Genomic DNA, 21370 nt, shown 5'->3' on the forward strand with positions numbered 1-21370 from the left:
CGCTTAGTAGGCCGCTTTATTAACAAAGCCTTTAAATACCGTCAGAAAAACAATTTTGACATCCAACCACAGGCTCCACTCGCGGATGTACTCCAGGTCGAACTCAACGCGTTTTTCCATTTTTTCCAGGGTGTCGGTCTCGCCGCGCCAGCCGTTAATCTGCGCCCAGCCGGTGATCCCCGGTTTCACTTTATGACGCAGCATGTAGCCCTGGATCAGCGAGCGGTACTGCTCGTTATGCGCCACCGCATGCGGACGCGGCCCGACAATCGACATCCCGCCGGTCAGCACGTTAATAAACTGCGGGAGTTCATCCAGAGAGGTGCGGCGCAGGAAGTTACCGACCGGGGTGACGCGCGGATCGTTTTGCGTCGCCTGGGTGACCACCTTGTCATTCTCCATGACCTTCATGGAGCGGAATTTCCAGACCATAATGGGCTTACCGTCCATCCCGTAGCGGGTCTGGCGGAAGATAACCGGCCCCGGCGAGGTAAACTTCACCGCCAGCGAAATCGCGCAGAGTACCGGGGAGATCAGCATCAGGATCACTCCCGCCAGCACGATATCTTCCAGACGTTTCAGCACGCGGTTAACGCCGGAAAGTGGCGTGTCGTAGAGAGGCACAATCGGAACGCCGTTCACCTCTTCGATGCGGGAATGCAGCACGTTGAAGGTAAAGACATCCGGGATCAGGATCACCGAACAGGTGGTATCAGCCAGATCGTTTACCAGTCGACGGATAGAAGACTCATCCTGCATCGACATGGCGATATAGACATTGTGAATTTTCCCCGCACGTGCATCCTCAATCAGCTGGTCAAGGTTTCCCGCCCAGTCATTGCTTACGCCGCCGGGCTTCGCATCGTGATAAACACCGACCACCTCAAAGCCCAGCCAGGGCTCCTCGCGGAAACTGTTCAGCAGCGCCTGCCCTACCGGCTGATCCCCGGCCACCGCCACCCGACGGGTGTTATAGCCGTGATGGCGAAGCCAGCCGGCCCCCAGGCGAATACAGGTACGACAGGTGATCATGCCGAAACCGGCCAGCAGGTACCAGGCCAGCCAGAGGCTGGTGCTGTTATTGAATTCGTCGTGAAACGCCATTAGCCCGGCGCTGAAAATCAGGCTGAGCGTCCAGTTTTGCAGCAGGAGTAGCAGCTCACTCACGATTTTGACGCCGCGCCAGGAGCGGTAGAAATCGGTAATGCCGCCGACCATCTGAAATACCACCAGCGTGATCAGCGCCATCAACAGGTAAATATAGAAAAAGGGCAGTGCCCAGAGCTTACAAATTCCCCACAGCACACCAAACATAATGGTGATATCGGAGAATCGCTGCACCATTGAAATTAACGATGCATTCGTTTTAGCTCGTTTGCGCTTTGTTAGAGTTGTCATCGTTTTTCCCGTTAAATTCCGCGTCGAGTCAGAGGGTTATCCCCTCCCATACCGGGAGGGGATGCCGCTTACTGATTCAGTAACGCCAGAATGGCCTGTGTGCGTGCTTCCATCAGCGGAACATCGCCGCGTGATTCCACATTGAGTCGCACCACGGGTTCGGTATTGGAGGAACGCAGGTTGAAACGCCAGTCGGCAAAGGCCAGGCTGATACCGTCCGTGCGGTCCACTTCCAGCGCGTCGGCCGCGAAGTGTTGCTCCACGCGGGCAATCGCGTTGACCGGCTCCGCCAGTTTGCTGTTGATCTCTCCGCTGGCCGGGAACGCCGCCATCCGGTCGCGAACCAGTTCGCCCAGGGATTGTCCTTTCAGGCACAGCAGCTCGGTCACCAGCAGCCAGGGGATCATGCCGCTGTCGCAGTAGGCAAAATCACGGAAATAGTGGTGGGCGCTCATTTCCCCGCCGTAGATCGCATCTTCGGCGCGCATCCGCTCTTTGATAAACGCGTGGCCGGTTTTCGACATCACCGGCGTACCGCCAGCGGCACTCACCACGTCAACGGTGTTCCAGGAGAGGCGCGGGTCGTGAATAATCTTCGCCCCCGGATGTTTTTCGAGGAATGCCTCGGCCAGCAGGCCGACAATGTAGTAGCCCTCGATAAACTGTCCACGCTCATCAAACAGGAAACAGCGATCGAAATCGCCGTCAAAGGCGATACCCAGATCGGCCCCGTGCTCAATCACCGCATTGCGGGTATCGGCGCGACACTCCGGCAGCAGCGGGTTAGGAATGCCGTTGGGGAAGTTGCCGTCCGGGGTATTGTGGACCTTGATAAAGGTCACCGGCACCTTAAGCGCCTGGAAGCGGGCTTCAATCGCATCAATCACCGGACCGGCGGCACCGTTACCGGAGTTAATGACCAGCTTGAGCGGCTTCAGGTTCGCCGGGTTGATATAGCCCAGCAGGTGCTCAATATAGGCATCCTGCAGATTGATTTTCTGATAGCTGCCACGACGGGCTTCGTCTACCGGCGGGAAGTCGTTGGCTTCCGCCAGACGCTGTACGTCGCGCAGGCCGGTATCGCCGCTGATCGGACGCGCGCCTTCGCGTACCAGTTTCATCCCGTTGTAGTCCATCGGGTTATGGCTGGCGGTCACTTCGATCCCGCCGTCCACGCCAAGGTGGAAGGTGGCGAAGTAGATCTCTTCGGTACCGGACAGGCCGATATCCAGCACGTCAACGCCCGCATCGCGCAGGCCTTTAGCCAGCGCCAGCTTCAGGGACTCGCTGGTCAGGCGCACATCGCCACCCAGCACAATGGTTTTCGGCTTCAGGTACTCGCCGTAGGCACGGCCAATACGCCAGGCGATATCTTCATTTAACTCTTCGCCGAGCTTGCCGCGAATGTCATAGGCTTTGAAACAGGTTAATTTGCTCATCTTGTACCTTCTTCAGGCAGCGATCCGCCGGGGCCTGCCGGGCAGGCCAGTCCATTATTGATATTCGTCAGGGGTTAAATGCGCCCGTAGCGATCTTCAAATCGCACAATGTCGTCCTCTTCCAGATAGGAGCCGGAACGGACTTCGATCAGATCGAGCGGGATTTTCCCCGGGTTTTCCAGGCAGTGACGCGCGCCCAGCGGGATATAGACCGATTCGTTTTCACCAATCAGCTTGATCTCACCGTCGATGGTCACTTTGGCGGTACCAGCGACCACGATCCAGTGCTCGGCCCGGTGGTGATGCATCTGCAGAGAGAGCCCTTCCCCGGCCTTCACGCTGATGCGTTTGACCTGATAGCGTTCGCCCGCGTCGATGGAGTCATATTTCCCCCACGGACGGTAAACTTCGCGGTGAATATGGTGTTCATGGCGGCCATCGGCTTTGATTTTCTCGACGACTTTTTTGACGTCCTGTACGGCGGCGCGGTCGGCAATCAGCACCGCATCTTTGGTCTGCACCACCACAAGGTCTTTCACCCCGACGGTGGTCACCAGGCCTGACTCGGCGTAGATATAGCTGTTTTCGGTGTTATGGCTGATCACATCCCCGTGGTGGACGTTACCTTCCGGCGTATGGGCGCTGATCTCCCAGAGAGAAGACCAGGAACCCACATCGCTCCAGCCTGCATCCAACGGCACCACCACCGCATCGGCCGTCTGCTCCATCACCGCATAGTCGACAGACTCTTCCGGACAGGCGAGGAACGCCTCTTCATCAACGCGGATAAAGTCGAGATCCGGGTCGACTACGCTCATCGCCTTCTCACAGGCGTCAAGAATATCCGGGCGGAATTTGCGCAGTTCCTCGATAAAACGACCGGCGCGGAACAGGAACATACCGCTATTCCAGTAGTATTCGCCGCTGGCAATATAGGACTCGGCGGTTTCCTGATTCGGTTTTTCGACAAACTGGGCCACGTCGAAGGCCACCGCGTCTTTATCGCCCGGCGTTACGTCGCCGCGACGAATATAGCCGTAGCCGGTTTCCGGCTGGTTCGGCACGATACCGAAAGTCACCAGCTTGCCGCTTTCGGCAAACGGGATGGCGTCGCGAACCGCCTGGCGGAACGCCTCTTCATTCTGGATCATATGGTCGGCGGCCAGCACCAGCAGCAGCGGGTCGCCATCCGGGGCATTGCGTTTTGCCGCCAGCGCCGCAAGGGCGATCGCCGGTGCGGTGTTGCGCCCCGCCGGTTCCAGGATGATATTTTCCGTCAGTTTGTTCAGCTGGCGCAGCTGCTCGGCCACGATAAAGCGGTGCTGTTCGTTACAGATCACCACCGGGCTTTCGCACTGGACGCCGTTCAGGCGTGAAACGGTTGCCTGCAGCATGGTCTGTTCCCCTTTCAGGCAGAGGAACTGTTTGGGGTAAAGCACGCGCGACAGCGGCCAGAGACGGCTACCGGTGCCACCCGCCATCACGACCGGATAAAGCTGTGATTGACTCATTTTTTAACCCCGAATATCAGCAATAAATTGGCTTAACACGCTCTCTTTTTCGAGCGTGCGTTCAGCATATTCGCGCGCAATGTCGTTGACTTTCGGCAGCGCGAGGGCCTGTTCAATGCCCGTTACCAGCGCCGGAACATGCTCCGGCTCAACGCAAACGGCGATCCCCGGCAGGCTGGTGCACAGCTGGCCCAGCTCGGTGTCCGCCTCTGCGGTAATCACAGCATTCCCGCCCACGGCCAGAATGTTGGTTAACTTCGACGGCAGTACCGCATCCGCCGCGCCGCGTTTCTGGATAACCAGATGGCAGTCGGCCATTTTCAGCAGCGCCGGCAGCGCTTCATAAGGCTGCAGCGGGAAGAATTTCACGTTGGGCAACTGCTTTTCAGCCGCCTCTTTTTCCAGCCGCGCCTTACCGCCGCCCTGCCCTACGATGACAAAGGTCCAGGGACGATCGCGCAGCGCCTCGGCGGCGGCAATGACGTTTTCCAGCCCCTGCTTCTCACCGATATTGCCGGAGTAGAGAATAATTTTGTGTGCGTCATCCAGCCCGAGCGAGGCGCGCAGCGCCGCGACCTCAGCCGCATCGACGTCGCGAAAACGGGCGACTTCCGACCAGTTAGGGAAGAAGATCACCTTTTGCTCCGCCACGCCTTTCTCGCACGCCTTGTTCATCATCGAGCGCGAAATGGTGGAGACGTTATCGACGTTTTGCAGGCCGCTACGCTCAAAGGCCGCCGCCAGACGGGCAACTTTGCCGCTCTTGCCCCCGGCCATTCCGAGGCCAAGCATCGCATCCACTTCGTAATCCTGAATGTGCAGCAGCGTGCGGGCACCGGAGAGTTTCGCCAGCAGGCGCATTCCCGGCGTACAAAAGAGCGTCGGCACCACGCCGATAATGCGATCCGGCTTCCAGCGACGCTGGGCCATCAGCGGGAAGAAGCTGCTGAGGGCAAAGCTGCCGAGATGCATCAGACGCTTCAGCGTTGAAGGCTGTTTGGGTACGTACAGCGGGCAGCGCCAGACGGTGGCGGCCCCCTGCTCCCGGCGATAGCGCCAGGCGGAATATTGTTCCCCGACTTTCCACTGGGGATAGTATGGCGGGGCGGTAATCACCCGCACCTCGTGGCCCTGACGGGCCATCCACTCCACCATCTCGCCGGTGTACTTACCGATACCGGTCAGCTCCGGGGAATAGTTGATGCCGTAGACCAGGATTTTCATAGGCCCGGCACTCCGGCCTGACGTTCGGCCAGGAAGTACGCCCGGCTGTTGTCGTGGACATTGTCGTGAGCCAGCAGCGCGTCCGGCGTCAACCAGCAGTAGTCGTTGTGCTGCTCGACCGGCAGCGCCAGCGTCTTCGAGTCGACCCGCAGACGGAACCCCAGCACGATGTAGTGGGTGGAGAAATCCGTCCCGGAGAAGTTGTCGTCATAGAAGTGCTGCCAGACGCCGTAAAACTCGCCTGCCGACATCGGCAGGCAAACGCCCAGTTCCGCTTCTGTCAGACGCATAAACGCGTCCGCCAGCGTTTCATCCTTCTGCACGCGGCCACCAGGCACAAACCACCGGCCCTGGGCCGGACGGTTGTTGCGCTTGCCGAGCAGAAATTCCCCCGCCTCGTTCTCCACCACCAGATCGATTGAGATCAGCGGCGTTGAACGTACTACCGTGGCAAAGTCTTCATGACTCAGGAACATGCTGTTACCCCCGGAACCGGTGCTGGTTTTCCAGGAACCACTGGTACGTACTGGCCAGGCCCTGCTCCAGCCCCACTTCGTGGTACCAACCGAGCTGATGCAGACGGGTCACGTCCAGCAACTTACGCGGCGTCCCGTCAGGTTTGGTGGCGTCAAAGACCACGCGGCCCTTGTAGCCCACCACCTGCGCGATGGTCTGCGCCAGCTCGCGGATAGTGCAGTCCACGCCGGTTCCGACGTTGATATGCGACAGCATCGGTTCGGTATTTTCCTGCCACACTTCTGCATCCAGCTCCATCACGTGGATGCTGGCCGCGGCCATATCATCAACGTGGAGGAACTCGCGCATCGGTGTCCCGCTGCCCCACACCACCACGTCCGGTGCACTCTCGGCCGTCGCTTCATGGAAACGGCGCAGCAGCGCCGGGATCACATGCGAGTTGCTCGGGTGAAAGTTGTCATGCGGACCGTACAGATTGGTCGGCATCACCGAGCGATAATCGCGGCCATACTGGCGGTTGTAGGACTCGCACAGCTTGATGCCCGCAATTTTGGCGATGGCATAAGGCTCGTTGGTAGCTTCCAGCGTGCCCTGCAGCAGTTCACTCTCGGCAATCGGCTGCTTCGCCATCTTCGGGTAGATACAGGATGAGCCGAGGAACAGCAGCTTATTAACGTTGTGCACATGCGCAGCGTGAATAATGTTGCTCTCGATCATCATGTTTTCGAAGATGAAGTCAGCCGGGTAGGTATTGTTGGCCACAATACCGCCCACTTTCGCCGCCGCCAGGTAGACCTGATCGATGCGCTCCGCGGCAAAAAAGTCGTTTACCGCTTTGCTGTCCAGCAGGTTCAGCTCGTCGCGGCTGCGGAGCACCAGCTCCACGTCGCCGCGCTGTTCAAGCTGTCTGGCGATGGCCGATCCCACCATCCCGCGGTGACCGGCCACAAAAATACGTTGTTTGCTCATGCTCAGGACTCCAGCGCGATGGCAACCTCATAACCGTGAGACTTAAGCAGCGAGTGTTTTTTCGCCGCTTCCAGATCTTTTGCCACCATCTCGGAGACCATCTCCTGCAGCGTAATTTCCGGTTTCCAGCCCAGTTTTTCGTGCGCTTTGGTCGGGTCGCCCAGCAGGGTTTCCACTTCCGCCGGACGGAAGTAGCGTGGATCAACGGCCACCATCACGTCGCCAGGCTGCACGCCAGGGGCGTCATGACCGGTAACGGAAACCACGATGCCTTTCTCTTCAACGCCGGTACCTTCAAAGCGCAGTTTGATGCCCAGCTGAGCGGCTGCCATCTCAACGAACTGACGCACGGAGTACTGCACGCCGGTCGCGATAACGAAGTCTTCCGGCTGCTCCTGCTGCAGCATCATCCACTGCATTTTCACGTAGTCTTTGGCGTGGCCCCAGTCACGCAGGGAGTCCATATTGCCGAGGTACAGGCACTTCTCCAGGCCCTGGGCGATATTGGCGATAGCGCGGGTGATTTTACGGGTCACGAAGGTTTCGCCACGGCGCGGAGACTCGTGGTTGAACAGGATGCCGTTACAGGCGTACATGCCGTAGGACTCACGGTAATTTACGGTGATCCAGTAGGCGTACAGCTTGGCCACCGCGTACGGAGAGCGCGGATAGAACGGCGTGGTCTCTTTCTGCGGGATTTCCTGCACCAGACCGTACAGCTCAGAGGTGGAGGCCTGATAGAAACGGGTTTTCTTTTCCAGGCCCAGGAAGCGAATGGCTTCCAGCAGACGCAGGGTACCCATGGCATCCACGTCAGCCGTGTATTCCGGGGATTCGAAGGAGACCGCAACGTGGCTCATTGCACCCAGGTTATAGACTTCATCCGGCTGCACTTCCTGCAGAATGCGGGTCAGGTTAGAGGAGTCGGTCAGGTCGCCATAGTGCAGATGGAACTTCGGATTGCTACTGTGCGGATCCTGGTAGATATGGTCCACGCGTTCGGTGTTAAAGGAGGAAGCGCGACGCTTGATGCCGTGAACTTCGTACCCTTTTTCCAGCAGAAGCTCAGCCAGATAAGAACCATCCTGCCCGGTTACGCCGGTGATGAGAGCGACTTTAGTCATGATTATATTCCTCTGTACTTATCAGAAATTATTCAGTTTCAACGCGTTCGCGTATCACCACTGCGGGGTTGCCACGGCAAATCACATTTGCCGGTAGCGATTTAAAAACGCTGCTTCGCGCACCAATAACGGTGCCGTCGCCGATCGTTACGCCGGGAGCGACAAACACATCCGTCGCCAGCCAGCACTTCTCGCCAATCACAATTGGCGTCGAACGAATATCAAAATGCGCACTCTGGTAATCGTGACTGCCGGTGCACAAATAACACTTCTGCGATACCACGGCGTTTGCGCCGATGGTTATCTCACCGAGGGTATAGAGCACGGCATCGTCTCCAACCCAGGCGTAATCCCCGAGCGTTAATTTCCAGGGATAGGTAATTTTCACCGAAGGACGAATAACCACGCCCTTGCCAATCCGCGCGCCAAATAGCCGTAATAAAAAGGCGCGCCAGCGGTACAATACCTGTGGGGACCAGGCAAACAGCGTTGCCTGCACCGCCCACCACAGTTGAACCTTAATTCCACCCGCGCCCCGAAAACCTTTTGGCACCGAGAATCCGTTTAGCTCTTGCATCACTTTTCCTTATATCCCGCTTTATGCTTTGTTATATAAGGCTTTTGTTTTACCGGTTGTCCGCAGACGCAACCGATAAGAAAGCTCGGCCCAGAAACCCGGCACGCGTAATATTTTGCGCTGCACATTGCGGGCATCCTGACATAATTCCAGATTATTCGAGGTTGACACCCCGCCCATCGAGAATTCCGAGACCAGGCACTTAATGCGATTAAAGGCATAGCCGGACTTATACATCTTCGCCGCCAGGGCATAATCCGATGACACACGATACTGGAGATCGTAGGGATGTTTTTTTAACCCATTCACCGGGAAAAAGATGGCCTGATGGCTGGCCGGCAGACTGTGATAGATATACCAGCCACTTTTCGCACTACGGCGGACCTTATTCCCGTCGCCAAAATCCAGTAGCGCATCACCGATATACATGGCGTCATCTTTTTTGTCCGCCAGCTGGCGGGCAAAATCCGCCACGTCGGCGTGGAAAATATCGCCGGAATTAAGAAAGATAGCGAAACGGCCGCGGGCCATATCGATCCCCTTATTCATGGCATCATAAAGTCCGTTATCTTTCTCGCTGACGTAGCGCAGGTGATGCTGCCCGTTCAGGTTTTGCAGGAACTCCGCCGTGCCGTCCTGCGAGCCACCGTCTACAACGATCCACTCGAAGCTGATGTCAGTGGCGCGTGCCAGCTGCTGAAGCGACTGCCAGGTTTTCACCACTCCGTCATAATTTCGAAACGCTACGGTAATAACAGTCAGCAGCATGTTTAGATTCACCCTATCAATTCTTCGTTATATTTAACGCCTTGCGGAAAATAAACGGACAGACAATTAAGAAAGCATATTCCGGGCTAAAAATTGACCCCGTAAAAAACAACGACACGGGAGTAAACAGGTACAGTTGAACGCCAAAGTTCCGGTTATTTCCAAAAGCATTGATCGTCATGCGACCCACTTTAAACAGATACCATGCCGTCAGTATTACTGCGAACCATGAAAAATAGATGATTAACAGATACAGACCATTGTCTATGGTTTTCCCGACATCCGCACCGTTAAATATTCCGAATGATGCGACATATTCGTAAAGAGATCCGAACCGTACCATGCCATCAATATTTGTCAGGGAATACCCGACCATCACCAGCGGCCCGATGATTCGATAATATGATGACGACCCCTCAGTTCCGAGGTCTCCCAGTCGCGTTGCAATATAGGGGAAGGCGAAAACCAGCCCCACCATAAACGCGGTTAAGGATATAATTGCCAGCGGTAGTCTTTTTCTTATTGCATCCTTGTTCAAATACTGAAACGCCCATTCGAGAAGGTAAAACAGAATAAATGTCATTACCCCGGAAAACGATCCCGAAAGAACTATCCCTGCCAGAATCATAGCATCTGTCTTTGGTGTTTTGATACCGAACTGTTTGATGCAGAGCCAAATTGAGATTAGTGCCAGAGCAAAGAATGCCGGTTCGAAATAGAGAGCAGTGGTACGCTTACCACCGAACTTTATGAAATTAAGTACATAGCTATTACTGTAAATCAGATATTTCGAAATCATCTCCATCAAACTGCTGCCACCGGTAAGAATAATCTGCGCCATTTCCAGGGCCGCAAGCAGAACGATAAACCCAACCGCCAGGTAGAAGAAACGCAAAATCTTAGCGTGGTTATGGGGTGAAACCTGCTTAAAGCGTATGCTCCACACCATGCCAATGATGATCACCAGGTAGATAAAGAGCAGGGTCGAGGTGACGTACTTCCCGGCGTTAAGCGACGTACCGAAGATATAGTTGAACAGCGTCAGCCCGGCCCCGATCCCTAAGGCAATCATCAGTTTTTTCAGGTTAATTTTGTCCACGTACAGCAATAGCAGCAGCGGCAAAAAAGTCACAACGGTTATCGGAAAGCTCTCACCGATCTGGGCCAGCTTGACGTTGACCAGCAGGTAAATCAGCGGCAGAGCCAGATAACTACAGATTCTGATAGAACGAGACATACTCCTCCAGCATCTGTTTTCCACTATAGGCTTCGCGGCTGCGGGCACGGAAGGCGTCCAGAGAGGTGCCAAATACCGCCTGGGCGATTTCCGCTTTCGGGCACTGCACCAGAGGCAGGATCGCCTGCTCGCCAAAGGTTTTACCGCCCGATTTTTGCAGCACTTCCCGCGCCGCATCGCTATGGGTTGCCAGCACCGGCACGCCGATGGATAACGCTTCACAGAGGATCAGCGGATAGTTATCCACCCGGGAGCTGAACAGCAGCGCGTCCAGCGGATTCAGCTCGCTCATCAGCTGACGTTTGTCGGTCAGGAAACCGTGGTTGATGACGTTCGGTCCCTCAAACGGCGACCACTTGCCAAAGGTATGCACCTCCACTTTATCGCCGAGGGCAATGATATCCCTCACCAGCTGCTGGTTGGTTTTTCCGTCATAGCGAAGATCGTGGGCCACAACGGCAATTTTGGGCCGCGCTGCCTCGGGCGCAACGGGCGGCAGATCGGCGAGGATCGCCTCCGTCGCCACGTCGATACCGTTATTGATAATGTGGCACTGACCGGCGCCGTACAGGCTGTTAAAGGCGTCGGCCACATGCTGGCTCGGAGAGATAAAACGGCAGCCCAACGCCAGCATGGCGCGAAACAGCTCGCGCTTACGGTCGACCAGGCTATGCGCCCTGTCCACTTTTACCGGCGGGTAGTTGCTCAGGGTCGGGCATTTCTGGCAGTTATCTTTCCAGCCTTCGCAGCCGTCGAGGAAAGCACAGCGGCCGGTGACGCTCCAGTGATCGTGCAACGTCCAGACAAAGGTCACCTCCGGCTTATGGGTTTTCACCTTCAGGCAAAATGTCACCACCTCTTCCAGATTAAGCCAGTAGCTGTGCAGCACGTGAAAGTGCAGTACCACCGGGCCCGGCGTACGGGTGACCGTGCGGTACAGATTATTCAGGTTGCCAAAAACATCGCGATTAAACAGGCGAAAAAGCGCCAGATTGGCGATAGAGGTCAGGCGCGGTGTCTGCTTGATGACCTCCTGATAGTTGTCGTGGCTGACGCTTTTTTTGCCGCCTTTGCCATAGCCATACACGAAGCGCGACTGCAGCCCTTGCTGCAACGCCCGCTGGTGCAGATCCAGCGCGACGCCCGCGGCGCCGCCTTCGGCGAGGCGGACGTTAAATTGCAGAATATTCATTTAATAACCTTTACTCGCGCTTTTTCGCCCACCACCAGCGCGTTATCCGGAACGCTGTCCAGCACGACGCTGCCGGCACCGATGGTGACGTTATTACCGATGCAAATATCCCCGATCAGGACGGCGTTAACCCCCAGCTCCACGCCGTTACCAATGGTGGGACAGCGCAGATTCTCCGCGCTGCGGTTGCCGATGGTCACGCCATGACGAATCGTGAAGTCGTCCCCGGCCACGACGTTTTTATTGATAACGATCCCGTAGCCGTGGTGGATGATGAACCGGCGGCCTATAGTGGCTGCCGCCTGGATCTCATAGCCAAATATGCATTCAGTCAGGATGCGGTAGAGCACCAGAACCGGTGCCGCCCACAGATTATTCAGGACATTTTTTTTGCGCCAGACGGAGCAAAAATGCGCAATGCGGTAGGCCACGACCATGCAGCACGGTCGCAGGCTCCAGCTATTACTTCGCAGATCTTCCAGCAGCATTATTTCCCCCGCAGCCCGTCAGCCAGGCGTTTACCGTTACGCACGGAAAACAGGGTCAGCAGCGTGCGCCAGTTCATACGCTTATTGCGGATCTGGTACAGGGTGAAGAGCTGATATTTTTTGCTGGCGCGGTCGAATTTATCTTTATGCTTGCGGTAAAAATGGAAGTAGCCGGAAAACTTTTTCGGCGAGGAGGTGATCTGCATCTCCCCGTGATTGATATGCAGGATCTGCGTCGCCTCTTCCACCTTCCAGGGCTCGCCAAATTCCACCACCATGCGCAGGAAAATGTCGTAATCCTGAGCGGCTTTCAGCTCGGTATCGAACAGGCACTCTTTAAACCGCCATGCCCAGGTGAAAACCTGGTTGCCAATAATGTTGCGCTTATAGAAGAGCGTGCGCGAATACGGTGATTTCGGGTACAGCGGCAGACTGGCCGGCTGGGCGTAAACTTCGCCCTGACACACATAGTCATTGGCGTAGAGAAACGCATGGGTGACCAGCTCCCGCTTGTGCTGCAGAAACACCGACAGCCGGTTCGGCGTCCACTCATCGTCATCATCGATGCCGGTAATGAACTGCCCTTTAGCCTGCAAAATAGCCTGATTACGCACCGCGCAGGCGCCGGAATTAAAGGCGTTGCGGGTATAGCTGACCCTGGGATCGTTCAGTTCAGTGACGTACTGCTGCAGCTGCTCATAAGACGCGGAGCAGTCATCAACAATAATCATTTCCCAGTGCGGATAATCCTGGCGCAGCACGGACTTAATGGCGCGAATAGCCAGCTGCTGGCGATTCCAGGTCGGCATATAAATGGAGATGAGTGGGCGATCGTTGGTCATGGTATTCCCCGAAGGCAGTGTCTTCCCCCCACCCGCACCTCTTCCCCTGAGGAGCGCGGGAACAGGTCGGCGTGGGGGTTAGTTGTTATTTAGAATCTGACTTGTACTCGTATTCGTAGTAACCGTAATCCTGGTAGCCGGTTGCGCGGCGGAAGATGGAGTTCAGGATCACCCCTTTCACTTCGATACCATTCTGATCGAAGCGGCTCAGGCTGGTTTCCACCTCTTTCAGGGTGTTCACGGCATAGCGCGCCACCATCAGGGTGGTACCCGCATGACGGCCAACAATGGCGGCGTCGGTCACGGCCAGAATTGGCGGGGTATCGATCAGGACCAGGTCGTAGTTATTGCTGGCCCACTCGATCAACTCACCAAAGCGCGGGCTCATCAGCAGCTCGGAAGGGTTCGGCGGCACCTGCCCACGTGGCACCAGGTCGAAGTTGCTGATTGACGTCGGCTTGGCCGCATCGGCAATATTTCCTTTACCCACCAGCACTTCCGACAGCCCGTTGCCGTTGGTGGTCCCCAGCAGCTCGTGGGTATAGCCTTTACGCATATCACAGTCGATCAGCAGCACGCGTTTGTTGGTCTGGCTGATCACCGCCGCCAGGTTGGCGCAGACAAAAGTTTTACCAATCGACGGGCTGACCCCGGTCATCATCAGGACGTTGTTACGGGACTGCATCATGGCGAAGTGCAGGCTGGTACGCAGACTACGGATCGCCTCAATGGCAAGGTCGGTTGGGTTACCCACCGCCAGCAGCTGACTCTGCTTGTAGCGCTTAACGCCTTTAACGGTTTTGACACTGTCGCGGGTCTTTTGCCATTCCGAAAGCGGAATGCTGGCATAGACGCTGATCCCGCTCTCTTCGAGCACCTGCGGGCTTTCGATTCCGCGGTTAAACAGGGAGCGAAGCAGCACGCCGACAATCGACAGCATCAGGCCGAGGATAATACTGCCCAGAATAATGAGCGCTTTCTTCGGCTTAAGTACGCCCGGCTGGGTAATCGCCGGGTCAACTATACGCACATCCCCGACGGTGCTGGCTTCGGTGATCTGCAGCTCCTGCTGCTTGTTCAGCAGTTGCATATAGACCTGCTGACCGGATTCCACGTCGCGGGTCAGACGGACGATCTCCTGCTGGGTCTTCGGCATCGCGGTTACGCGGGAATTCAGGCGATTCTTCTCATCCTCCAGCACGCGGCGTTTTTCCAGCAGGGTGCGGTAGGCCGGGTGAGATTTGGTGAAGAGCTTGGAGATCTCCGCTTCTTTAAAGGTCAGCTCGTTCAGCTGTGCATCAATATTGACCATGGAGTCGAGCACCGCTTTCGCTTCCAGCGGCAGGTCAACGGAGTCTTTCTCCTGGCGGAAGCTGTTAAGACGGTTTTCCGCCTCATCCAGACGCCCGCGCACTTCCGGAAGCTGTTTAGCCAGGAAGGCCAGGCTTTTCGCCGCCTCTTCCGATTTCCGCTCAACGTTCTGCTGCAGATAGTTGCGCGAGATGCTGTTCAGAATGGCGCTAATCTGCTCCCGGTCTTCGCCGGTATAGGTCATGCTCAGCACGCCGGTATCTTTGCCGGTTTCCGTCACCGTCAGGTTATTCTGCAGGTTGTTGATGGTGCCTAACGTGGAGAATTTAGTGACGGTAAACTCGCTGCCCTCGCTGGCGGCCTGGCTCTTAACCAGCATAGTCACGCCGTCTTTCTCCAGCGGCTTGCCCACTTCACCGCGGGCGCTGAAGCCACCGTCGCTGGTAAGGGAATACTGCTTAGGGTTCAGCACGGTCAGGGTAAAGATCTGCTCATTCATCCCTTTTGGCAGCGTAAAAGCACTCACCTTTACCGTTTCGTTCTGCCGTCCCATCAGCCGATCCCAGCCGGCCCCAAAGACCGGGAAGGTATTTTTGCTGACGCCAATATCCAGGTCGAGATCGTCAACGGTTTTCCCCAGCACCAGGCGGGACTGAATCAGCTGAATTTCCGCATCGGAGGCAGGAGGCTTGTTCGACAGGGCGCTATTAAGATTCTGCACCAGCGCGCTGCTGCTGTTTTGCTCGATTTGCACCAGCGCATCGGCGCTATAGATAGGTGTGGCAAAAAAGGTGTAGATGACCGCGCCCAGCGCAAACAGCGACGTGACGCCCAGAACCCACCATTTTGCCTCAACCACCGTGCCGATCAGTCGGCCAATATCGATTTCATCACTGCCCGACGCTGACGCGGGTGCGGCAGAATATTTTACTTTTTCGGTCATTGTTATCCCTGCTGAGCTTTCAGTGCCTGCGCCCACTGTCGGGCAGACTGGTCAAGTAAGGTGTACACCGCCTCGAAGGCCTCACGACTTTTACGGTACGGATCGGGAATTTCCCGTTCGCCGTCCCAGTGACCAAACAACATCACTTTGCCCCGCATCTCCGGCGCTATCTCACACAGCGTCGCGATATGTTTTTTCTCCATTGCCAGAATCAGGTCGTAGTCGCGACACATGCGCCCGGAAATCTGCCGGGCGCAGTGGCCGTCCAGTGAAAGATGATGTTCTGCCGCGACGCTGGTTGCGGTCGATTCCGCAGAACGTCCCACCAGAGCACCCAGCCCGGCTGAATCCACCTTCAGATCCGGCTGATACTGTCGCAGCAGCCGCTCTGCGGTCGGGGAACGGCAAATGTTCCCCACGCAAACCACCAATATTTTGTTGAACATAGCGCCTTACCAGTTGTTGAGCTTGTCAGCTGTATCGGTCATATAGCGAACGCCACTGATCGTCGGCAGCAACTGATTGATCAGACGATTCCAGCGAGCAATAGGCGCGGTGGTGACATAGACCACGTCATACGGCTGGAGTCGGAATTCCGTTGCCATCACCAGAGAGGTGGCATCGGACATATCAAGCTGGTAGATGTTGGCAATCTTGCCTGCGCGGTCTTTCTCGCCCTTCAGCGGTCGGATAACAAAAATGCCGCTGGCGTTGGAGGTGGTCATATCGATACCCTCCGCCTGGCCAAGCGCTTCGGTAAGGGTCATGCCGCTGAAGTCCATTTTGAGCGTGCTCTGTTTTTTCACTTCACCCATCACGAACACTTTCAGATCGTCATTGCGCGGCACAAACAGGATGTCACCCGGATAGAGCAGACGGTTCTGGCTGAGATCGCCGTTTTGCATCAGCGCCTGCAGGGAAATACGCTGCTCCTGGCCGTTGTGCGTCAGGACCACGTTGCGCCAGTCGGCGTTATCCGTCAGGCCACCGGCGGTGTTAATCGCATCCAGTACGGTTAGCGGCACGTTGGTGATCGCCTGCTGGCCCGACTTATTCACCTGGCCGGAAACATAGGCTTTTTGTGAGCGGAACGCGGCGATATTCACATCCACCTGCGGGTCGGCGATGAAACGGGCCAGGCGGCCGGTAATGTCATTGCGGATCTCGGCAAGCGTTTTACCGACGACGTGAACCTTACCAATGTAGGGATAGAACATGGTGCCGTCGGCCTGCACCCAGTTGCCGGTGTCGCTGGAGCTGCGATACTGACCGGCCGGCGTGGTTAGCTCAGGGTGGTCCCAGACGGTAACGCTGAGCACGTCGCCCGGCCCTACGCGATATTCATAAGAAGAAATTTCCTGGTCCAGAGACATATTCGGCTGCGCCACGTTAGGACGCGGGCGTAATTGCTCAATCAGTCGCGGGGTCAAGGGTAAAACATTGACCATCTTATCAAGGTCGAAATTGGCATCCTGTTGCTTAATCACATCTTTGCCCATAGTGGACATATTGCTGCCAGGAAAGACGGTGCAACCACTCATCAGGGTTACAGACACCAATAATGGCATCAATTTCAGTTTGGATTTCATCATTGATTATTTATCACTTTGGCAGAGTAATTATCCTGTGCGAATTAATATGCGCTCAATTCATAGACATTGAGAATGCATTTAATTGAAACGTAATATAACTGGCATCAGTCCTAAAAAATGTTTATCCATCCCTATGCTATTGACAAATAATCAGCAACAGACTTGCTACCCACCGACCACGCTACCGCCCCTGGCTTTCAGCTACCCACCGCTGTCAAATCAAGGTGTTACAGACCCTGACATGCAGAAAAACCAGCTGGCAATTGTTTTCCATATGAAAGCTATCAGCACAACGTGTTCATACACCGTGGTCAGAAAAAAGATCGATGAACAATTTAATTTTTAATACTGCGAGAATTGTTGCAGCTAACCGAATAGCAGGCAAGGTAACAGACTGCCGGTTACGGCTTTTTAAGATTAATATTAAGGATTCAAGTAAGTGCTTTTAGGATTATATTGATATTGACAAGTCACCAAATAGCCATTAACGATTATTTAACAGACAATACGGAAAAACAGCTAATTCAGCACAGTAATCATACGGATATAATTCATTGATATCCGGGTTTGTATTAAGATAAATCTCAGTAATATATTGCATTTTATCGCCGCTTTAACCATGATCGCACTGTGACAATTGTCATACAACATAAGGTATTACTTTCAACATGGAATGGATTGCCGATCCTTCTATCTGGGCCGGTCTGGTCACTCTGGTGGTCATCGAACTGGTTCTTGGTATTGATAATTTAGTGTTTATCGCGATACTGGCGGAAAAACTTCCCCCTGCGCAGCGCGACCGGGCCCGCGTAACGGGCCTGATTCTGGCGATGTTTATGCGCCTCGCCCTGCTCGCCTCTATCTCCTGGCTGGTCACGCTAACGCAGCCGCTCTTCAACTTCCGCGATCTCAGCTTCAGCGCCCGCGATCTGATCATGCTGTTTGGCGGACTATTCTTACTGTTTAAGGCCACGGTGGAGCTTAACGAGCGGCTGGAGGGCAAAGACAGCGATAACCCCAGCCAGCGCAGCGGGGCTAAATTCTGGAGCGTCGTCGCACAGATTGTGGTGCTGGATGCGGTCTTCTCTCTGGATTCGGTGATCACCGCCGTGGGGATGGTGGACCATCTGCCGGTGATGATGGCCGCGGTGATTATCGCCATTAGCGTCATGCTGATCGCCAGCCGCGCCCTGACCCGTTTCGTCAACAATCACCCGACCATTGTGATCCTGTGCCTCAGCTTCCTGCTGATGATTGGCTTTAGCCTGGTCGCCGACGGCTTTGGTTTCCATATTCCGAAAGGGTATCTGTATGCCGCTATCGGTTTCTCGGTGATTATCGAGTCGCTAAACCAGCTGGCCATTTTCAACCGCCGCCGCTTCTTGTCTGCCAACCAGACGCTGCGTCAGCGCACCACCGAAACGGTGATGCGCCTGCTGAGCGGCAGAAAAGAGGACGCTGAGCTGGACGCTGATGCCGCCTCAATGCTGCTCGATCATGACGATACCCCTATCTTCAACCCGCAGGAGCGGCGGATGATTGAGCGCGTGCTGAATCTTAACCAGCGCAGCGTCAGCAGTATTATGACCTCCCGGCATGATATTGAGCATATCGATCTCAGCGCGCCGGAGAGCGAGATTCGCGCCCTGCTGGAAAAAAACAAGCATACCCGAATGGTCGTTACCGGCGGAGAAAACGAAGATGAGCTGCTGGGCGTGATCCATGTGATTGACCTGATGCAGCAGTCCCTGCGCGGCGAAGCCCTGGATTTACGCGTGCTAATCCGTCAGCCGCTGGTCTTCCCCGAGGCGCTGCCGCTGCTGCAGGCGCTGGAGCAGTTCCGCAACGCCCGTACCCATTTCGCCTTTGTGGTCGATGAGTTCGGTTCCGTTGAAGGGATCGTGACGCTCAGCGACGTGATGGAAACCATCGCCGGCAACCTGCCAAACGAAATCGAAGAGATTGACGCCCGCCACGATATTGAGAAAAACGCCGACGGCAGCTGGACGGTCAACGGGCATATGCCGCTGGAAGACCTCGTCCAGTATGTGCCGCTGCCGCTGGAAGAAAGGCGCGAATATCACACGGTCGCAGGCCTGCTGATGGAGCATCTGCAGCGGGTGCCGCAGGAAGGCGAAGAGGTGGTGGTTGGCGGCTACAGGCTAAAAACCCTGCAGATAGACAGTCATCGGGTGCAGAAGGTGCAGATTATCGCCCCCGTTGAGGATGCGCCGGACTACGAAGTCTGAGTGCAAAACGGGCGGCCACCTGGCCGCCCGTTGTTTTAAAGCTTGTCGAGAAGCTGCTTAATATTCTTACTATCCGGATCGTCCTTATTATTCTCCGCCCACTCCTGCAGGCGGCGTTTCGCCTCGCCCCGGAGCTGTTTACGCAGAGACTGATCGACCTGCAGACTGTAATTCAGCGCCTGCCACGGACCGTACACCCGCAGCGGGATAGCCGTGGTTTTAAGCATGGCAACCAGCTGGCTGTCACCCTTCCAGCCCTCCAGCACGCTGACGTTAAAGCGCATATCGCTCAGCTGTTTCACCAGGTCGAGACTGCCTTCGCCGGTCAGTGTCAGCAGCGGCGAACGCCCGGCCATCTCCGACAGGGTTAGCTTGCCTTTTTGCAGCTGGAGATCGCTGCTGAAGCTATCCAGCCGGGTCGCGCTATCGTAGTTCTGCTGGGTCTGCACGTTAGTGCTTCGTTCCACGGCCTGATGGACCAACTGCTGGAAGTTCAGTCCTTCTGACCGCAAATTTGCCAGCTCAACGTGCGCTTCACCCTGCCAGTCACGACGGAACGCATCGGCATCAATACGATTGCCGGTAAAATCACCCGCCAGCGAGAGGTTACCGGTCAGGGCAATGGGATAATTAAACGCCTTCAGGATGGTGCCAATTTCAACGTTATCCAGCTTCGGCTGGAAAGCGGTGCGCACCGTTTTTCCGCGGGCATCAACGGTGCCCGGCAGGGAAATATCCCCTTCTCCCAGCTTGCCCTGCAGCTCGCTCAGGGTCAGCAGGCCCGCCTGATTCTGCGCCCGGGCGCTGACCTGGCTGAAATCCATGCCGCGCCACAGAAGATGCTGTGCGGTCAGTGAAATTTGCGCCGTATTGCCGAGCAGCGCGTCATAGCCATCCAGTGAATCACCGTTTGAAATCACCGGGCGCGGCTGGCCGGAAGTGCTTTGCCCCTGCTGGATCCTCGCGCTGCTGCTGGCCGGGTTCGCCGGGACGTTCAGCAGTTTATCGAGGTCAAGGCGGTCGAATTTCAGATCGGCAACCCACTCAGGCACCGGCTGCTGCGTCATGCCGATCTGCCCGGTTACCTGGCTGCCGTTGGCGTTTAAATTAAGATTACTGAGGGTCAGTTTCTGCGTCTCATCCTGCCAGAGCGCGCCAAGGCTACCCTGACCGACGATGCCCTGGGACGGCAGATCCGCCCCCTGCAGCTGCCAGTTTATCTGTCCGACAGTGGCCTTCAACTGGTGAGGATAGTCGCTGGCGTCGACCTGCGCCGTCAGAGACAGCGCCAGGTCACGCTGGTTGCGATTCACCCGGGAAGAGAAGTCGATGGTCGCCTCGTGGCGCTCATTCTGCTCCATCTGCAGATTGATATCGCGGAAGATAACCTGCTCGTCAGATTCACGCTGAAGCACCAGCACGCTGTCTTCGACTTTCAGACGTCTGACGTCCAGCGCCCATCCCCGATCCTCTTCCGCCTGCGGCAGCGTGTTGGAACGCGGAGGTACCGGCGCATTTTCATGACGTACGGCTTCGGTCTGCGGTGTAAGCTGGACAATGCCGCCTTTCAGCATCACCTGCTGAACCTGTAGCTGATGGGAAAGCAAAGGGATCAACGCCACGTCGAGGCGCATATTATCGGCGCGCACCACCGGCTGTTCAGCGCCGGGCGCGGTCAGGGACATACGGCCGGAAAGAATGCTCAGCTGCGGCCAGACGTGCCAGCGCAGCGGGCCATCAAGGCGCAGCTGATAGCCGCTGCGCGCTTCGACCTGCCGCGTCAGATGCTCACGGAAGTCGTTCGGATTGACCAGCAACACTAAGGCTGACAGACCGGCCAGCAGCACGGCCAGCAATATCATTAGCGTTGTCAATACTCGTCTCATGGCATCCTCTGTGCAGCGTCAGGCTGTTTTACTTGCCATTTTGAACCTGGGCAGTGCTCGCAACCCTCACGTACTGCGTGTACGCTCCGGTTGCTGCGCGCTGTCCGTGTCCAAACTGGCTGCGACAATAACGCCTGATGAGC

General features: G+C 56.1%; 18 protein-coding genes. 1 reads left to right on the plus strand and 17 read right to left on the minus strand.

What is annotated here, in order from left to right; all coding sequences use genetic code 11:
* Window positions 1-3: 3 nt before the first annotated feature.
* From wcaJ to EDF81_RS06005, 16 genes are all read right to left on the minus strand, one after another.
* Window positions 4-1398: an undecaprenyl-phosphate glucose phosphotransferase gene (gene wcaJ, locus EDF81_RS05930; RefSeq protein ID WP_123347155.1), complete on the minus strand. Its 1395-nt coding sequence runs from the start codon at window positions 1396-1398 to the stop codon at window positions 4-6.
* Window positions 1399-1466: 68 nt separating this feature from the next.
* Window positions 1467-2837: a colanic acid biosynthesis phosphomannomutase CpsG gene (gene cpsG / locus EDF81_RS05935; RefSeq protein ID WP_123347156.1), complete on the minus strand. Its 1371-nt coding sequence runs from the start codon at window positions 2835-2837 to the stop codon at window positions 1467-1469.
* A 74-nt stretch (window positions 2838-2911) separates the two neighbouring features.
* Window positions 2912-4348, minus strand: coding sequence for a mannose-1-phosphate guanyltransferase (cpsB, locus tag EDF81_RS05940; protein WP_123347158.1), 1437 nt, complete (start codon window positions 4346-4348; stop codon window positions 2912-2914).
* Between the two features lie 3 nt (window positions 4349-4351).
* Complete coding sequence (gene wcaI / locus EDF81_RS05945) at window positions 4352-5572, minus strand: colanic acid biosynthesis fucosyltransferase WcaI (RefSeq protein ID WP_123347160.1); 1221 nt, start codon at window positions 5570-5572, stop codon at window positions 4352-4354.
* Complete coding sequence (locus EDF81_RS05950) at window positions 5569-6048, minus strand: GDP-mannose mannosyl hydrolase (protein ID WP_123347162.1); 480 nt, start codon at window positions 6046-6048, stop codon at window positions 5569-5571. Before EDF81_RS05950 ends, wcaI begins: the two co-directional genes overlap by 4 nt.
* Before the next feature lie 4 nt (window positions 6049-6052).
* Window positions 6053-7018 carry a GDP-L-fucose synthase gene (locus EDF81_RS05955; RefSeq protein ID WP_123347164.1) on the minus strand — a complete coding sequence of 322 codons (966 nt, stop codon included), beginning with the start codon at window positions 7016-7018 and terminating at the stop codon, window positions 6053-6055.
* A 2-nt stretch (window positions 7019-7020) separates the two neighbouring features.
* Complete coding sequence (gmd, locus tag EDF81_RS05960; RefSeq protein ID WP_123347166.1) at window positions 7021-8142, minus strand: GDP-mannose 4,6-dehydratase; 1122 nt, start codon at window positions 8140-8142, stop codon at window positions 7021-7023.
* 28 nt (window positions 8143-8170) lie between these two features.
* Complete coding sequence (gene wcaF / locus EDF81_RS05965; RefSeq protein WP_123347168.1) at window positions 8171-8719, minus strand: colanic acid biosynthesis acetyltransferase WcaF; 549 nt, start codon at window positions 8717-8719, stop codon at window positions 8171-8173.
* A gap of 21 nt (window positions 8720-8740) precedes the next feature.
* Window positions 8741-9487 (minus strand): colanic acid biosynthesis glycosyltransferase WcaE, encoded by a 747-nt coding sequence (wcaE, locus tag EDF81_RS05970; RefSeq protein WP_123347170.1) that lies wholly within the window; start codon window positions 9485-9487, stop codon window positions 8741-8743.
* A gap of 16 nt (window positions 9488-9503) precedes the next feature.
* On the minus strand, window positions 9504-10724 hold the full coding sequence (gene wcaD, locus EDF81_RS05975) for a colanic acid polymerase WcaD (protein WP_123347173.1): 1221 nt from the start codon (window positions 10722-10724) through the stop codon (window positions 9504-9506).
* On the minus strand, window positions 10699-11916 hold the full coding sequence (gene wcaC, locus EDF81_RS05980) for a colanic acid biosynthesis glycosyltransferase WcaC (protein ID WP_123347174.1): 1218 nt from the start codon (window positions 11914-11916) through the stop codon (window positions 10699-10701). Before wcaC ends, wcaD begins: the two co-directional genes overlap by 26 nt.
* Window positions 11913-12401: a colanic acid biosynthesis acetyltransferase WcaB gene (wcaB, locus tag EDF81_RS05985; protein ID WP_123347688.1), complete on the minus strand. Its 489-nt coding sequence runs from the start codon at window positions 12399-12401 to the stop codon at window positions 11913-11915. Before wcaB ends, wcaC begins: the two co-directional genes overlap by 4 nt.
* 2 nt (window positions 12402-12403) lie before the next feature.
* Complete coding sequence (gene wcaA / locus EDF81_RS05990; RefSeq protein ID WP_123347175.1) at window positions 12404-13246, minus strand: colanic acid biosynthesis glycosyltransferase WcaA; 843 nt, start codon at window positions 13244-13246, stop codon at window positions 12404-12406.
* A gap of 85 nt (window positions 13247-13331) precedes the next feature.
* Window positions 13332-15500 carry a tyrosine-protein kinase Wzc gene (gene wzc, locus EDF81_RS05995; protein WP_123347176.1) on the minus strand — a complete coding sequence of 723 codons (2169 nt, stop codon included), beginning with the start codon at window positions 15498-15500 and terminating at the stop codon, window positions 13332-13334.
* A gap of 2 nt (window positions 15501-15502) precedes the next feature.
* Window positions 15503-15946 (minus strand): low molecular weight protein-tyrosine-phosphatase Wzb, encoded by a 444-nt coding sequence (gene wzb, locus EDF81_RS06000; protein WP_123347177.1) that lies wholly within the window; start codon window positions 15944-15946, stop codon window positions 15503-15505.
* A gap of 6 nt (window positions 15947-15952) precedes the next feature.
* The gene (locus tag EDF81_RS06005; RefSeq protein ID WP_123347178.1) at window positions 15953-17092 is read right to left on the minus strand and encodes a polysaccharide export protein; all 1140 of its coding nucleotides are present in this window, start codon (window positions 17090-17092) and stop codon (window positions 15953-15955) included.
* A gap of 668 nt (window positions 17093-17760) precedes the next feature.
* On the opposite strand from EDF81_RS06005, the gene EDF81_RS06010 reads away from it, so the two are divergent.
* Window positions 17761-19341, plus strand: coding sequence for a TerC family protein (locus EDF81_RS06010; RefSeq protein ID WP_123347179.1), 1581 nt, complete (start codon window positions 17761-17763; stop codon window positions 19339-19341).
* 35 nt (window positions 19342-19376) lie between these two features.
* Here the strand turns inward: EDF81_RS06010 and asmA are convergent, their stop codons facing one another.
* Window positions 19377-21227, minus strand: a complete 1851-nt coding sequence (asmA, locus tag EDF81_RS06015; protein WP_123347180.1) for an outer membrane assembly protein AsmA — start codon at window positions 21225-21227, stop codon at window positions 19377-19379.
* Between the last annotated feature and the right edge of the window lie 143 nt (window positions 21228-21370).

This window comes from Enterobacter sp. BIGb0383 (assembly GCF_003751845.1).
GTDB lineage: Bacteria > Pseudomonadota > Gammaproteobacteria > Enterobacterales > Enterobacteriaceae > BIGb0383.